The sequence below is a fragment of the Geomonas edaphica genome (assembly GCF_004917075.1).
Taxonomy (GTDB): Bacteria; Desulfobacterota; Desulfuromonadia; order Geobacterales; family Geobacteraceae; genus Geomonas; species Geomonas edaphica.
The window spans coordinates 1-16,811 of the sequence record NZ_SSYB01000001.1 but is presented as its reverse complement, the minus strand read 5'-3'; the positions used below and the strand labels follow the sequence as shown (position 1 = coordinate 16,811).

Here is a 16,811-nt window from a genome sequence, read left to right as displayed (position 1 = left end):
TTTGGCGTTACGCCAATAGCGGAGAGGCGACACAAGCAAAAACCGTTGCTCAAATATGACTTCTAAGGTATATACCTTCTATGGTATGGGATATCGAGTTTACCGACGAATTTGGACAATGGTGGGAGGATCTCACCGAGGCGGCACAGATCGATGTGGACACGGTGGTCGGCCTCCTCGAGGAGTGCGGCCCCAACCTTCCCTTCCCCTACTCATCAGGCGTCAGCGGCTCCAAGCATTCTCACATGCGGGAGTTGCGCATCCAGCACCAAGGCCGCCCTTTGCGCGTGCTCTATGCCTTCGATCCCAGCCGCACGGCGATAATGCTTTTGGGAGGCGACAAGACCGGTAACAGCCGCTGGTACAAGGTCAATGTCCCAATAGCCGACCGGCTTTATGACGAGTATCTGGAAGAAGTGGAAGAACAGGGAGGTAAATAGCAATGGCAAGGAAATATAGCGAACTGCGAGCCAAGATGGCGCCTACCGCACGCGCCCAGGCGGAAGAGCAGACCCACCAGATTCTGAAGGAAATGCCGCTCCAAGAGTTGCGCCAAGCGAGGAAGATGAGCCAGCAGCAGATGGCGAAAAGCCTTCACACCAACCAGTCCAACGTGTCCCGGATCGAGAAGCGGACCGACATGTACATCTCCACCCTTAGAGACGTGATCAAGGCGATGGGAGGCGACCTGGAGGTAGTAGCCCGTTTCCCGGACGGCAGCGTTCGGATCAACCAGTTTAAAGATCTCGATGAGGCAATGAAGGCCTGATTAGTGGCAATATTCCACAAATACAAGAATGAATATTCAAAATGAAAATGTTAGAAACATATTGAAGACATGTTTCCGTGAAATTCGGAAGAATGGTCCTAAAGAAGTCCGTGCTGCGGCTAAGCTTAGTAACCTTGACGTTCTCGACAGGTTTTTCAGTGACTGTCAACGAGAGACTTTTATCGAGAGCAGAAGTGAATTATCGGAATTATTAAGTATAGGGTACGTATGCGGAATTCTTTTCGGGTTTCTTGCGCTAGCTGTAGAGCACGACAAGGTAGAGATGCTTCCAGCAGACTGGCTTGGTGCAAGTAATCCTAACCCGAATTTCGTGCTTAGCTCTTCTTTAATCGTTATATCTAATTATTCTATTTCAATTTTAAAGTTAGTAGAAAGTGGGCTAAATACTCCGGCAAGATCACTTATCAGGGTTTTACTGGAACACTGCTGGCTACTTTTGTCAATACTATCAGACAGAGAGTTATTCCGGTTGTACTGCCAAGGGAGGGCCTCGGAAGAAGCCAGGGAACTGTGGTATAAACATTTTAAGCCTAAAAAGTTGAATAGTCATTTGAATGCAATAGAGCGGCGCATCTGGTTTGACAATAATAACCTGATGGCACAAACTAGAGAGACTTTATATAATCATTATTCGAGATCAGTTCACATTGACTATTTAACTAATGTTCTTGGAGGGTTTGCCCTATCATCTGAAACCGAATACTTTAATACTGCTTTATTCGGTCAATTATCAAAATCTTCAAAGATTGTACTGAAAGATTCATCTACTGTACTTATATACACATACTCTACTATCTTTGGAATACTTGAGAAAATACACAAATTTGAGATAGCAGCCACCGGCGAGTACTTTTCATTTACTCAAGCAATGAGGGTACCTCTGAAGGGATTATTGCTTCTATTAGTCGAATATGATGACTTACAATCAGAATATGAAATGTTCTGCTGATGCCTAATGGATGCTGGCGACAGAAGCCAGCAACATCGATTCGTCGTCTCCCGAATGAGAAGCGGCCCCACACCTTCAAACTGAGAAGCGTGATCAAGCGATGTGCTGCAACCCTGGATGGCCGGGCCTCTCTTCCCGACGTAGTACTCCTATACCCAAAGTCAAAGCGTTGGTGCGGTGGGGAAATTTTTACACATCCAGCTGTTGTCGCAAGTCAGTTAAATGTTGCTGTGCAACATCAAGTATTTTCCCAGCACACTTCAAACAGATATTTTCCCGGACCATCGGAGCCGTCTCTTGAGCTAGATGGTACTCCCCAGGTTCAATCGTATGTTTTGCATTGGCATGACAAATTCTCCTACCTTTAGCCTGTTCAACACTTAGATGCTTCACAACGTTTCTTGTCTTTGGCACGTTCCTTCCTCACAATCTATAATATTTTTGCAAATCTAGTAAATTCTTTCCAAACCATAATGAAATTGTATAAGGACATACAGAAAATAAACACACCAACATCGAGTACGATAAGTAAGTACTTTTTACCATTCAAGACTGACAAATCAGTTTGAATGAAGGAAGTTTCTGGGATTACCATACACACAAGAAAAATAACGCATACAGATATTAGCCAAGCCATGGCCACGTGCAATCTATGCAACAACCCAGGCAAGTAATTAGTGAGTTTAGTATTCTGCACCAAAGCATTGTTGTTAGCTGACATGATGATCGTTACTGATGCCATTAAAAATCCGACCAGAATTCCAGCTACTGTGGCAACAGTAGATGCAAGTGGCTGCATGGTTGAAACACTGAGTTGAGCGAGAGGTCCCAATGAGGCGTAGGCCGCCAAGGCAGAACCAACCACTGCAAGCAGAGTGTAAGTATGTTTACCTGAGCCTTGGCCCATTTAGAGCTCCAAAATAGGCAACTAATTCAACTTCTTTAACCTGCCTTGCCTCACGCAATCCATCCCACATATCCACGGCACTTGGGTATCGCCCTACCATCTGAATATCTTTGGTAGTAGCAAGACGATCAGTAACAAGATCCACTGGATGTACCACGCCGTTTTCTTCAAGCCCAATATTAGCCTTTTTCAGATCGAAGTTACGTTTAATTTCAAGAATAGCATTCTTGAGTGATCTTTCCAGATATCTTTTCGTTGGGTCTAGCGAATGTCCATCTCCTCTAAGTGAGATATTGATAGATGCTGAATTAGATGAGTTCAAACTGGCAATAATTGAATTAGTGAAATCGTGTTCAATATTTTGGAAAAGTTCTGGATTTACAGGTCTGGCAATTGTCATCTTGATATTTCTGACCTGAGTAGTATTTCTCATCAGCATTTGCAAATCAGCCGGTTCGATTACGGGGTTGAGTATGGTGGTATATCCATTAATGGACAAGTACATGCCTAAGTATACTGGACCTACCGCAAAATGGTTTCGCTGCAAGACCAGCAGTGAATAATCTGAAAAAAACTTGAAATATGACTTCTCTACTAAATGCTCATCTGCGTTTAGTTCTAGCTCCCTTTCGTCACCACCAGGGACAGCCGCATGGGGTAATTGGGATCGTCTGTACTTGCCAATAATCCCCCTAAAGCCATACTCAGTGCGCTCAATATTACGCAGCTCAAGGGTTTTCCCGTTCAGCGTCCGAACCGTATTCTCTCCAGGAGTATCAAATTTTCTCTTAAACTCCTCTAAAACATGGAGAGGAGCCATGGGCGCCAAACCAGCATTGCCCGCAGCCGTTTCGAGTTGGTAGAAATCAAAAAAGAATTTTCTGACTTGCGGTGGCATACATCCCTCCAGCGGTAAATTCACGCACCGGGTAAAGACGCCAAATGGACTTCTCCGGTCTGAGTGTTTGGCACAGTATCATTAAATAAAACACAAGTCAGCCCAAATATAGTCTCATAAAAAAATAATAAACTAAAAGACGCACTCACTAATGCTCTGATAGTTCCGTTTGAAACCAACCCTACCTACCTGTCATTGAGGGTCTCACACCACCCCATTAATTTAAAATAATTTCTACAGTCACCTTACAAGCCTTTATTTTTACAGCTGCCATGTTTATTTTTCCTACGTTAACCTCACAAAAGAAAAAGCTCCCCCTTCTCTGCAAAGATGGGGGAGCTACCACTCCGGTATGGCAAGGTCGGTGCCTCGCGATCCTGAACGCGTTCTCTTTTTATTACAAAGGAGAAGGGCCTCGCAAGGAAAATCTGATTCCCAAAGGCCCTTAAGTCTCGGCAGGGATAGTCCGGGATCCCTAACACAAAGGAGAAGAAATTTTGGGTACATTACTGATAGGATACGACTTAAATAAGGAAGAGACCAGCGAGGATTACAAAAAACTTATAACAGCTATCAAGGCAGAGGCGGCGTGGTGGCATCACCTTGACTCGACGTGGCTAGTTAAGACGACGAAGACGCCTGTACAAATGAGGGACCACCTTACACCGTTCCTCGACAGAAACGACGAGCTTTTGGTCATTGATGTCTCCAACGATGCAGCGGCATGGAGAGGTTTCAGCGAAGAAGGTGGTAACTGGCTAAAAAACAACCTATAGCGATCAAAAAGCGGGGGCGGTCGTCAAACCGCCTTTCGCTGTCTTTCCAGCATCCTGTTTGCTGCGCGCCCACCTTGGAAGCCCCCCAGAGGCACAGCCTTCATCCCGTGAGACATTTTTCTCCTATTCATCAGTCAACTCATCAGCTAAAAATCACTACTTTGGCTGGATTTCAACACGTCCGCATTGTGCCTCCTCCAGCCCAACTCCTATGCCTCCACGTTTCGCCGCCTGATTGGTATCACGTTATCCGGCAATTCCCGAACCAACGGCTCACCCATGATCTCCACCAACTTATCGCGCCAAAGAGTAAGGGCCGTCTCGATCTGGCGAAGGTACCGGTGGTGGTCGTAGTTCTTCTTGGTCCCTTCCCTGGCGTGATTCAGGATCGCCTCGGCGGCGCTCGCACTGATGCCGTCGATGTCGGACATGTAGGTGCGGCAGGTACGGCGCAGATCGTGCGGCCCCCATGGAGGCAGTCCAAGGTACTTGTTTACAAGAACCAGATGCCCGAGGGCGTTGGTCGATATCGGTCTCAGCTCTGCCTCCCCGCCCCCCCGCTTTTTCACCCGCGACTCGAAAATGTATCCCTTCTTGTCACCGATCAGCGCCAGCGCCTCGGGCACCAGGAATACACGGTGGTCCATGCGGTTCTTGTCGTAGCGGGCCTTGGTCCTCTCCTTTGGAAGCGTCCACCAGTTACCCTCGATCTCGTCAGAGTGCAGCCCTAGCACCTCGCCCGGTCGCTGCCCAGTGAGGAGGATCAGGCGCAGGGCATTCCTCGCCTCAATGCCCCCGGTGGCCTTGGAGAGTTCCTTCCAGAAATGCCTTATCTCATCCTCGCTGAAGGTCCTGCTCCTGACGCCAGGAACCAGCCTCACCTGCACCGGCTTGGAAAGGAAACTCTTCACACTACCGAGGATGAAGGGGTTCGTCTTGACTATCTCCCGCGCCAGTGCATAGGAGAACATTGGCCGCGCAGCGCGGATCAGGTTACGCGCGGCTGCCGCCGACCTCACCGAGACGTCCTTGACGAGCTTCGCCGTCTCCTCCGTCGTAATGCTCGCGACCTTCCTGGAGCGCCAGGTCTTAAAATCATCGAGGGTCCCCTTCTTCCCCGTCGTCAACAGTATGCGCTTGATGCCGTACACCGATGATTCGACAAGCTGCCCCTCGACGTTGTTTGCGATGTACTCCCGGGCCAACTCGTCGAAAGTGAGGTCACGTCTTCGTTCCTCAGGCACCTCTTCCGCCACCTCCTCGGATTCGGTAGCCGGGTTCACTCCCCCCTTCACCTTCTTGCGGGCCGCCTCGAACTGGTCCCGCGCCTCCTCCAGCGACAATTGCGGATAGGTCCCAAGGTTCAGCTCCCAGCGCTTCCCATCCATCCCGTAGAGGTAAAGCCAGACCTTTGCCCCGGAAGGAAGTACCCTGACGGTGAACCCGTTCCCCTCGGAGCGAGTGTACTTCACCTCCTCGGGTTTCAGCTTCCGTATCATGGTGTCGGTGAACATCGTGCTTTTGGTTCGTGCCATTTTCCCCTCGTGTTTTTTGCAGCGATCGCTGTAATATCGCTGTAAAAAAGTCTGTGCTTGGACGGTATGTCGTGAAACACCCTGAAAAGATAATTACACGAAAAATGGTGCATTGTCAATATGTTAGGCTTTAATTTGAAATGACGTGAACCGCCGTGAAACAGCCTGAAAATAAGGATTACTTAAACTGCAAATCCTTCATTCATCGGTTCAAATCCGATTGCCGCCTCCAAATAGAAAGGGCCTACAGTGATCACACTGTAGGCCCTTTTTCTTTTCTCCCCTCTTCACTTTTTACAGCCACCAGCAGCATGGCGCCGCCTGTCCCGACACAGCATGTCTCATTCGAAAGTTGACGAGACGACAAGCTGAACCTAAAATCCGGAATTCAATTATATGGTTTCTGTGACAGAAACCTCTGCGCCCTCAGTGGCACGTGGAGTCGCAAATACATGGGAGAGAGCATTCGTGAAAACTCAATACTATGTCGCTTCAACCCTTGACGGCTTCATTGCGACCGAGACCGATTCGCTGGACTGGCTCTTTCCGCTTGGTAGTCTGGAAGAGTCTAGCTACCCGACGTTCATCGCTGAGGTCGGAGCATTGGCCATGGGGTCTTCCACTTATGAGTGGATTCTCCGTAACGCAGACTCTGTCGCCGCGGAGACTGGTTCCCCTTGGCCATATACGCAGCCGACGTGGATATTCACCAACCGTGTCCTCCCCGTGATTCAGGGAGCCGACATCAGGTTCTGTAAAGGGAGCGTAGCAGATGTGTTCAGTGAGATGCGCGTAGCCGCGAAAGAGAAGAATATTTGGGTGGTTGGAGGCGGCGACCTGGCTGGACAGTTCTACGACGCCGGACTGCTTGACGAGCTCATCGTTCAGGTCGGCTCGGCCATCTTGGGCAAGGGTAAACCGCTACTTCCGCGGCGCATCTTGAGCCCTGTGCTACGCCTCACGTCAGTCCAGCAGATGGGCACCGGAATGGTCGAGCTTCGCTACGAAATCGTAAAGGAGTTGGGCCCGACGCGTCAGGATAATACATGAAACTTGAATCCAACAAGATCGAAGACTACCTCGTTTCAGACTCCATCGTCGACTGGAAGGCACAGGAGGTGCGGCAGAAGGCACTTGATCTTACCAGGTCACTGACCGACGACATCCAGAGGGTCCGCACTCTGTACGAATGGGTGAGAGACACCATCACACATTCCAGTGACGCCGGAGTAGACATCGTGACCTGTACGGCCAGCGAAGTCCTATGCCATGGCACCGGGATCTGTTTCGCGAAAAGTCACCTACTGGCAGCGTTACTGCGAGCAGTGGACATACCTGCAGGTCTCTGCTACCAAGTGCTGCGGCTTGACCCGCCGCTCAATAACGAACTGATCCTGCACGGTTTCAACGGCGTGTATCTGGCCAGCCTCAAAAAGTGGATCAGGTTGGATGCGCGAGGGAACACGGGCAGCATCAATGCCCGTTTCAGTATTGAAGAAGAACACCTTGCCTTTGCCATGGACCTTTCGGCCGGTGAGTTCATCTATGAAACGATCTATGCCGCACCGTTAAAATGCGTAATCGATAAGTTGAGCAAATACGATGAACGGAAGGAGCTATGGCAGAACCTGCCTAAACCGTTTTAAAAGGTACGGGAGCATCCTGCTCATTGCTCAATGACGCGTTTCAAGCGGATACTACGGGCGCTATACAAAATTTACAAAAACTAATTATTTTATCTTTACAAAGCAAAACCTCTGTGGTATTCACATTATCACCTCGTTGTTGCTTCACCTGGCCCCCCTGAACTACCTCCCAGGGGGGTCTTCTTTTTGCCTACGCCCCGCCCCACCCTTTCCCCGGCACCTGCTTCCAGATACAACCGAGTCTTCACTTTCCTGAAAGCTCCGAGTACCCGCCATTGTCCCCCCGAAGGATATCCATCCGTTCCCGGCGCACCCGTTTGTCCCTTCAGGGGACACGCTGTTTTAGTCCGGTCATTATTTTGACCAAAACTTAGAGGCTTGCACCCGAAAATACGGATCAGCGATCGACAAAAGATACGTAATAACAGCACTTTGCAGTTATTACCCATGGCCGTCAGTATATGGTCCGCTTGTTGCAAAATGCTAGGCGCCGGTTTTCCTTACCCAAATCTGACATAGGGCAATAGTGCAGTCGCGTGTGAGTTTCCTGTAACCTTCTCCTTGCTTGCCGTGTTTGCCTGTGAGAGTGCCCAGAAGTGATCGAAGCCTTATGTGAGCAGCCGATCCTTCTTTAAGTGCGTTACCAAGGAGCAGGATGATGAATAAGTGCTATCGCCTCGTCTGGAGCAGAGTTAAGGAAGCATGGCAGGTCGTCGCCGAGAACGTCGCAAGCAAGGGAAAAGGCGGCCCCACGCTGACACAGAAACACCGGGTTTCCGCAGGAGGTAGCTACCTGCTGGCCCTCGAACAGCGGTTCATGTTCGACGCGGCGGCGGTGCCGACCGTCGCGGTAATAGCCGATGACCACCACGCTGAAAGCACCTCCCCTCTCGCCGCAGAAAAGGCGACCAGCGTCCATCGCGACGCGACCGATTTCGCCTCGCTCCTGGTCAAGCCGCTTGCTGCAAACGTAGGCGCTGCCGCCACCAGGGGTGTGGAGATCGCCTTCGTCGACGCAACGACACCCGACGCCGCAAGCCTCATCGCCGGGATCCGCCCGGGGGTGCAGGTGTTCCTCATCGACCCTAACAAGGACGGCATCCAGCAGATCACCGACGCACTGCAAAAAACAGGCAACGTCTCAGCGATCCACATCGTTGGGCACGGCAGCACCGGGGATATCACCCTCGGATCTACCGAACTCACCACCGCGAACCTATCCGCGCATGCCGCAGATCTCGCCGCCTGGAGCTCCCACCTCGACAAGGGGGGCGACATCCTGATCTACGGCTGCAACATCGCCCAGGGTAGCGAGGGACAAGCGCTGATCCAGGGGATAGCGAAGGTTACCGGGGCGGACGTCGCCGCATCCACCAACAGTACCGGCGCAGCTGCGCTTGGCGCGGACTGGGTCCTCGAGTCGACCACCGGCCCCATCGAGGCCTCGACGCTCCTGACCAAGGAAGGGGCCGCAGCCTACCAGGATCGTCTCTCCTTCGTCTCCCTGGGCGGTTCCTCGGCGTGGGTCCCGGTGATGTACGGTGCCTCCAAGGACCCGGTAGGCGACAGCCAGGCCGGGGCGGCCGACACCGACATAGTGGGCGATGCAGCGCACGGTTCGCTCTACGCAGCATACGACGACAACGGCACGGCCACCACCTCGGACGACACGCTGGTCTACCGCATGCGGATCGACAACCCGACGAGCTCCACCAACTTCGGCGGCGTAGCAATCGTCGGCATCGACGCGAACCTGGACGGCAGGATCGATCTCTTCATGTCGGTCGACGGCCGCAACAACGCCCAGGCGGTTAAAATACTCGACCCCGGGACGGGCCTCAACACATCCCCCAGCACCACGACCACATCGCCGCTCCCAGCCGGATGGCTTGCGAACAACGGCGTGTACGCCTTCACCTCGAGCAACTACTCGGTGGTGGCGGTTTCCTCGGCCAGCGACCCGAACTGGAACGGGGATGCGGACCTCGGCAACGACGGAAAGACGGACGTCTTCGTCAGCTGGCGCATCCCGGTGGCCGACATGGCGACGGTCCTCGCCATGCCCTCCCCCGTCGACCGCAACGGGGTGACCGGGCCGCGCGGCACGACCGGCATCCAGGGGTTCACCAAGGACACCGTGGTCCAGTACGTGAACTTCACCCAGACCCAGCCCGGCCCGATCAACGGTGACCTGAACGGGGTCGGGGCGAGCTACGACAAGAACGCCACATTCTCCTCGCTCGGTGCCTTCACCGCGCAGATGTCGACGAGCCAACCGATAAGCGCTGCACTCTCGGTCAACATCACCTCGCCGATCGGGGACGGCAACCTCTCGCACTACCCGGGCGGCTCCCCTGAGGATGCAAGCGTCACCATCACCGGGACCACCTCCTCCACAGTCGCCAACAGCAGCTGGGTGAGGGTGACGGTCAGCGACGGTACCAACAGCAGCATCGGATACACCCAGGTAAGCGGTGCCGCCTGGTCGCTCTCCGGACGCGATCTCTCCGGGCTGAACGACGGCACCCTCAGCGTGACCGCGGAGCTCTGGAGTACTGGTGACGCCTCCGGGGGCAGACTCACCGGTTCCACCGCGGCAACGACTTCCGTGCTGCACGACAAGGTCGCGCCGGTGGTCACCATAAGCCAAGGGGCCTCGGCTAACGATGCCACACCGGTTATATCGGGGACCTCCGACCTCCCCGCCGGTTCCACGATACGGATCACCGTAGACCCGGACAACAACGCAGCCACCAACGACGCCGTCACCTACCTCGCCATCGTCGGAGCCGCCGGGGCCTGGAGTGTCGATACCGGGGCAGTCCTGCCTGCTACCGGATCGCTCTCCGCCACCGGCATCCTTCCCTATGCGAAGATCTCGGCGAGTGGTACCGATGCAGCCGGCAACATCACCACGACTACGGCCCTTAATGTGCCAACCGTGACGCCGCTCACCACCAACGCCACCGCGCCGACCATCAGCGGCACCTGGACCAACATCACCGGCGACGTCCTCTCCGTCACCGTGAACGGGACGACCTACACCACTGGCACCTCCCCGGCCCTGACCGTCAACGGCAACACTTGGTCTCTCGTCCCCAACGCCCTTACCTCCGGCACCTACCCGGTCACCGCCACGGTGACCCGCAGTGGATTAAGCGTAAGCGACCCAACGACCGGGGAACTCGTGATCAACACGAGCGCACCGAACGTCTCCATCACTTCGGCGAGCACCCAGACTACAACCTTACCCCTCATCTCCGGGACCACGAACGCCACATCGGTCACCGTGACCATCGACCCGAACAACGACGGCAATTGGAGCGACGCGATCACCTACAACGCGACCGTCTCGGGCGGGACATGGGCCGTCGACACGGGGCCGGCGGCACCGGTCTCGGGGAGCGAGCCGAGCGCCTATTCGGGACAGATCGGGGTGAAGGTGACGGCGACCACGGGTGGGAACTCCGCGGTCACGAACCAGACGCTGACCCTTGTGCAGCAAACACCGGCGGTCACGATATCCACCATCGAGACCGCCATCGCCTCCGGGAACACCACGGCGAACCGGATCACCGGGGATGCGAAGCTCAACTCCCTCGAGGACGACAACGTCACCATCAGCGGCACGTTGCAGGGGGGCTCGAGCGTGAGCCTCACCGTCTCGGACATCTACGGCAACACCATCTACGTCACCCCGACGGTCTCCGGCACCACATGGAGCGCCACCGGCCTCAACCTCTCCACGCTTTCGGATGGGACCCTTACGGTCAAGGCGACGGTGACCGGCACCTCGGCCGAGGCGACCAGCACAGCGGTGACCCACGACAAGACGCCGCCGCTCATCACGATCCAGACCCAGTCGGTCATCGCGAAGAACCAGGCCATCATCAGCGGCACAAGCGAATGCCCGAGCACGAACCTCACCGTGGAGGTGTACCTGGCCGGGACCTCCACGCTCGTCTGGTCCTCCACCGCGGTGGCCACCGATGCTTCGGGTAATTGGACCGTCACCACACCGAACGGCACCAACCTGATCAGCGGCAACAGCGGGACCGTCGACATCAAGGTGAAACCGACCAGCACCTACACGGACAACGCTGGGAACATCGTGCAGCAGGCGATAAAGTCGGCCCAGCAGGTGAAACAGGGCCAGACCGCGTCGACCGCGACCATCGCCATCGGCACCATCGCCGGGGACAACGTCATCACTTCAGCGCCCGACGAGATCAGTTCCGGACTCACCATCTCTGGCACCACGAGCCTCACCACAGCGGCGGCGGGCTCCTTCACCATCACCATCGACGACGGTGCCGGGCACAGCGTCACCGCCCTCACCTCCAACGTCACCAACACCTCGGGGACATGGACGGCGCGTTTCACCAACGCGGACATCAAGACGCTGAACAACGGCGTGCTCAACGTTACCGCCCAGGTGACCGACACCGCGACCAGCTCGGCGGTAACCACCGTGTCGCACCCGACCCTCGTTTTGAGCCAGCCCACGCTGAGCATCACCGACAACGTCCCGGGCACCCTCGGTGGGAGTAACCCCGTCACCTTCACCTTCACCTTCAGTGAGAACGTGACCGGTTTCGACACGACCGATATCACCGTCGGCAACGGCACCAAGGGGACCTTCACCACCGTGGACGGCAAGACCTACACCCTTTCCGTCACCCCTTCCCTGGCCGTAACCGGTTCTGTCACGGTAAGCGTCGGCGCACTGGCCGCCACCGGATCGATTTCAGGGAAAGGGTCGCTGGCGGCAACAGGCTCCCAGGGTTACGAACCGACGCCGCCCAGCGTGGCCATCGGCTCGGCCACGCTTACCAACGATCCGACTCCCGTGATCAGCGGCACCACCAACCTGCCGGACGGCTCGGTGATCAGCATCGCCCTCGATCCCGACAACAACCCCGCCACAGCCAACAGCGTCACCTATTACGCGGTGGTGACGGGCGGGACCTGGTCCATCGACACAGGGACCGCGCTCCCCTACAGCGGCTCGCTTCCCGACGGCGGCTTCGCTGGGACGGTCGGGGTGACGGCAAGCGGGACGAACCTTAACGGCTCCACCGCCATAGCAACCCAGCCGCTTACGGTGGACATAGTAGCGCCGGCCATCGGCTTCACCTCGGGAGGTCGCACCCCGAGCAGCACGCCGACCATCACCGGCAGCACTGACCTCCCCGCCGGAAGCAGCATCACGGTCACCATCGACCCGAACAACGACGGCGACTGGAGCGACCAGCAGAGCTACCTCGCCACGGTGCAGACCGGGGGGACCTGGTCGGTGGCCACCTCGACGCCGCTTTCCGGGACGGTCGGGGTGCGCGCCTCGGGAACGGATGCCGCCGGCAACTCGGCGACCACCTTCCAGAAGCTCACCGTGGACACGAACGCACCGACCGTCGCCGTCACCGGCCCGCTCGACTGGCAGGGGAACGCTAACGGCATCCTGAGCGGCAGCGAGGACGACGCCGTGGTGGTTAAAGGGAGCACGACGGGCATAGCCGACGGGAGCACGCTCGTCATCACCGTCACCGACGGAGTCTCGACCATCATGGACACCGTGACCGTCACCGGAAACAGCTGGAGCATGAGCGCCCTCAACCTCTCTGCGCTTGCCAACGGCACCATTTCCGTCACGGCCAGGTACTACGATGACGCGGGGAACACCTACGTTGCCAACGCCGCCGCCCAGCACGACAAGTCCGGTACCGCCTCTATCGACTCCATCAACACTGACACGTCGGTCCCAGGTGACTTCGTTACCAGCGACAACACCCTTAAATTCACCGGTTCAGCCTCTCCCGGCGCCACGGTCACACTGAGCCTCTCCGGCCCCAGCCACACCTTCTCCGGGATCACCGTGACCGCGAACGGTTCCGGCGTTTGGACCTATGACTACAGCGGTACCACGCTGACCGACGGCACCTACACCCTGCAGGCGGTGAGCGGCACCACGGCGACGCAGACCATCGTGGTCGACAGCACCGCACCGGCCGGAGCGGTCACCGTGAACACCCAGACGACGAGCGACACCACTCCAACCATCACCGGGACGGCCACCTTGGGCGCAGGCGAGAGCCTCTCCGTCACCGTGAACGGCGTCACCTACCGCACCGGCGACAGCAGCTTAAGCTACGACAACGCAGCCCATACCTGGAGCCTCACCATCCCAAGCGGCGATGCTCTCGTACCGAAGAACGCGGATGTATCGGGCTTTGATGGGAAGTACGACGTTACGGCGACGATAAGCGACACGGCAGGTAACAAGACGAGCGACGGGACCTCCAAGGAGTTGACCATCCAGGATGCCACCGCCCCAGCGATCGACCTCGCCCCTTCCGACGCAGGAAGTATAAACCGCAGCACGAGCACGGCCGGCTCGGCCGTCAGTCTGGATGCCAACGCCGATCCGGCTACGGTTTCGGAAGCCTCCGACCAGGTCACCAGGATCACGGTTACCGTGGGCGGTCTTCTCGACGGCAGCAGCGAGAAACTCACCTTCGGGGCCACCACACTCGCAGCTAACGGCAGCGATGGCGCCGTTAGCTCGGTGACCGTAGGCGGTATCGCGGTCAACGTCTCCTTTGCTTCGGGAGTGTTCACCATCCAGAAGGCGAACTACGAGCCGCTGACCGCAGCCGAGGCACAGGCGGTCGTTCGGGATCTGCAGTACCAAAACAGCGCAGGCAGCCCGAGCACGGGAACGAGAACCTTCGACATCTCGGCAACCGACGCCGCCGGCAACACCTCTTCCGCGGCCCGTTCCAGCGTCTTTGTCGGTGTGGTCGATGTTACGCCGCCGGCCGCGCCAAGTATCGACCTTGTCGCCTTTTCGGATAGCGGCATAAGCAATTCCGATTACATCACCTCCGCGACCGCCCCCACCATCCGGGTCACGCTCAACGGAACAGGCGGCAGCGCCCCGCTTGCAGGCGATGTGGTCAACCTTTACGAAGGGGTCACGCTGGTAGGGACCGCAACCTTGACCGGTGCAGACATCACGGCTGGGCACGTCGACATCGCCTCGTCGACGCTGGTACAGGGAAACAAGAGCTTCTCCGCAACGGTGACCGACGCCGCCGGCAACGCTTCCCTCCCCTCCTCCGCGTTAGCCGTGCAGATCGACACCACCGCTCCATCCCTTTCATCGGCTACCGCGAACGGCTCGACCCTGGTGCTCTCCTACAACGAGGCGGCATCGGGCTTCGCATCCACCTCTCCGGCGACCGGCGACTTCTCGGTGCTGGTGAACGGCGTCACCCCGGTTACGGTCAGTAACGTCGCCGTCGACACCACCGCGGAGACGATCACCCTCACCCTCGGAAGCGCCGTAGCGAACGGCGACGCAGTGACGGTCTCCTACACCGCCGGGACCAACAAGATCCAGGATGTGGCGGGCAACGCGGCGGCAAATCTCGTCGGCCAGGCAGTGACGAACAGCACTCCCGCCCCTGGAGACGCGACTCCGCCGACCGTCACCATAACCGCCGGACAGGACAGTCTGAAAGCCGGCGAAACCACCACCGTGACCTTCAGCTTCAGTGAGGATGTGGACGCAACCTTCACCGTAGGCGACATCAGTGTTGAAAGCGGTTCGCTGTCGAACTTCACCAAGGTGGATGCGACCCATTACACAGCGACCTACACTCCGGCGGCTGACACGGAAGATGCCGCGATGCGCGTCAGCGTAGGTACAGGGACATTCAGCGATCTCTCCGGCAACGCCAACACCGTTGAAGCGACCAAAGATCTCGCCGTAGATACAAAGGCGCCTACGGCCAGCATCTCGATCGATACCGTCACTGCGGATAACGTAGTCAACATCTCCGAGGCCGCAGGCACCGTCGCCGTCACCGGCACCGTGGGCGGTGACGTGCAGACCGGCGATACCGTAACCATTACCGTTGACGGGACCAACTACACCGGCACAGTGGACACCTCCAGAACCTTCAGCATCAACGTCCCGGGTAGCAAGCTTGCTGCAGATGCGGATCTTACCGTCGATGCCAGCGTAACCACTACTGACGCCGCCGGTAACGCTACGACTGCCACGACGACGAAGGCATACACCAAAGATGTCACTGCACCGACTGCATCTGTAACGGTCAATGGCATTACTTCCGATAACGTGCTGAATATCTCCGAGGCTGCCGGGACTGTCGCCGTTACCGGCACTGTGGGCGGTGACGTGCAGACCGGCGCCACTGTAACCATTACCGCCGACGGGACGAACTACACCGGCACCGTGGACGCATCCAGGACCTTCAGCATCAACGTCCCGGGCAGCAAGCTTGCCGCCGATACGGACCTCGCTATTGATGCAAGTGTGACCACCACCGACGCAGCAGGGAACTCCACCACTGCAACCAGCACCAAGGCATACACCAAAGATGTCACTGCACCGACTGCATCTGTAACGGTCAATGGCATCACCTCGGATAACGTCCTCAATATCTCTGAGGCGGCCGGGACCGCCGCCATCACCGGCACTGTGGGCGGTGACGTGCAGACAGGCGACACTGTAACCATCACCGTCGACGGGACGAACTACACCGGCACCGTGGACGCATCCAGGACCTTCAGCATCAACGTCCCTGGCAGCAAACTTGCCGCCGATGCCGATCTTACCGTTGATGCAAGTGTGACCACCACTGATGCAGCCGGTAACGCTACGACTGCCACGACGACGAAGTCATACACCAAAGATGTCACTGCACCGACTGCATCGGTAACGGTCAATGGCATCACTTCCGATAACGTGCTGAACATCTCAGAGGCTGCCGGGACCATCGCCGTTACCGGCACTGTGGGCGGTGACGTGCAGACCGGCGACACCGTAACCATTACCGTCGACGGGACGAACTACACCGGCACCGTGGACGCCTCCAGGACTTTCAGCATCAACGTCCCGGGCAGCAAACTGGCCGCCGATGCGGATCTCACCGTTGATGCAAGTGTGACCACCACTGATGCAGCAGGTAATGCTACGACTGCCACGACGACTCAGGCATACACCAAAGATGTCACTGCACCGACTGCATCTGTAACGGTCAATGGCATTACTTCCGATAACGTGCTGAATATCTCCGAGGCTGCCGGGACTGTCGCCGTTACCGGCACTGTGGGCGGTGACGTGCAAACCGGCGACACTGTAACCATTACCGTCGACGGGACGAACTACACCGGCACCGTGGACGCATCCAGGACCTTCAGCATCAACGTCCCGGGCAGCAAGCTTGCCGCCGATACGGACCTCGCTATTGATGCAAGTGTGACCACCACCGACGCAGCAGGG

Annotated in this window: 10 protein-coding genes; 7 read left to right on the top strand and 3 right to left on the bottom strand. The window is 56.7% G+C overall.

The window, feature by feature from the left end:
* Positions 1 to 80 precede the first annotated feature (80 nt).
* The 3 genes from E8K79_RS00050 to E8K79_RS00040 are packed head-to-tail and all read left to right on the top strand — an operon-like array spanning position 81 to position 1,739.
* The gene (locus E8K79_RS00050; RefSeq protein ID WP_136512926.1) at positions 81 to 440 is read left to right on the top strand and encodes a type II toxin-antitoxin system RelE/ParE family toxin; all 360 of its coding nucleotides are present in this window, start codon (positions 81 to 83) and stop codon (positions 438 to 440) included.
* A 2-nt stretch (positions 441 to 442) separates the two neighbouring features.
* Entirely contained in the window at positions 443 to 769 is a 327-nt protein-coding gene (locus tag E8K79_RS00045) for an XRE family transcriptional regulator (RefSeq protein ID WP_136512925.1), read from the top strand.
* A 28-nt stretch (positions 770 to 797) separates the two neighbouring features.
* Positions 798 to 1,739, top strand: a complete 942-nt coding sequence (locus tag E8K79_RS00040) for a hypothetical protein (protein ID WP_136512924.1) — start codon at positions 798 to 800, stop codon at positions 1,737 to 1,739.
* Between the two features lie 430 nt (positions 1,740 to 2,169).
* Here E8K79_RS00040 and E8K79_RS00035 read toward each other — a convergent pair whose 3' ends face one another.
* The gene (locus E8K79_RS00035; RefSeq protein ID WP_136512923.1) at positions 2,170 to 2,646 is read right to left on the bottom strand and encodes a hypothetical protein; all 477 of its coding nucleotides are present in this window, start codon (positions 2,644 to 2,646) and stop codon (positions 2,170 to 2,172) included.
* Entirely contained in the window at positions 2,627 to 3,544 is a 918-nt protein-coding gene (locus tag E8K79_RS00030; RefSeq protein WP_136512922.1) for a DUF6731 family protein, read from the bottom strand. The genes E8K79_RS00035 and E8K79_RS00030 overlap by 20 nt, the downstream gene beginning before the upstream one ends.
* 497 nt (positions 3,545 to 4,041) lie before the next feature.
* Here E8K79_RS00030 and E8K79_RS00025 point away from each other — a divergent pair, with 497 nt between their 5' ends.
* Complete coding sequence (locus E8K79_RS00025; RefSeq protein ID WP_136512921.1) at positions 4,042 to 4,320, top strand: SinR family protein; 279 nt, start codon at positions 4,042 to 4,044, stop codon at positions 4,318 to 4,320.
* 209 nt (positions 4,321 to 4,529) lie between these two features.
* Here the strand turns inward: E8K79_RS00025 and E8K79_RS00020 are convergent, their stop codons facing one another.
* Positions 4,530 to 5,855 (bottom strand): tyrosine-type recombinase/integrase, encoded by a 1,326-nt coding sequence (locus E8K79_RS00020; RefSeq protein WP_136512920.1) that lies wholly within the window; start codon positions 5,853 to 5,855, stop codon positions 4,530 to 4,532.
* A 468-nt stretch (positions 5,856 to 6,323) separates the two neighbouring features.
* Between E8K79_RS00020 and E8K79_RS00015 the strand changes: the two genes are divergently transcribed.
* From E8K79_RS00015 to E8K79_RS00005, 3 genes are all read left to right on the top strand, one after another.
* Entirely contained in the window at positions 6,324 to 6,905 is a 582-nt protein-coding gene (locus tag E8K79_RS00015) for a dihydrofolate reductase family protein (protein ID WP_136512919.1), read from the top strand.
* Positions 6,902 to 7,501, top strand: coding sequence for a transglutaminase-like domain-containing protein (locus E8K79_RS00010; RefSeq protein ID WP_136512918.1), 600 nt, complete (start codon positions 6,902 to 6,904; stop codon positions 7,499 to 7,501). The genes E8K79_RS00015 and E8K79_RS00010 overlap by 4 nt, the downstream gene beginning before the upstream one ends.
* Positions 7,502 to 8,159: 658 nt before the next feature.
* Positions 8,160 to 16,811: Ig-like domain-containing protein (locus E8K79_RS00005; protein ID WP_162604564.1), on the top strand; the 8,652-nt coding region annotated here is incomplete at its 3' end.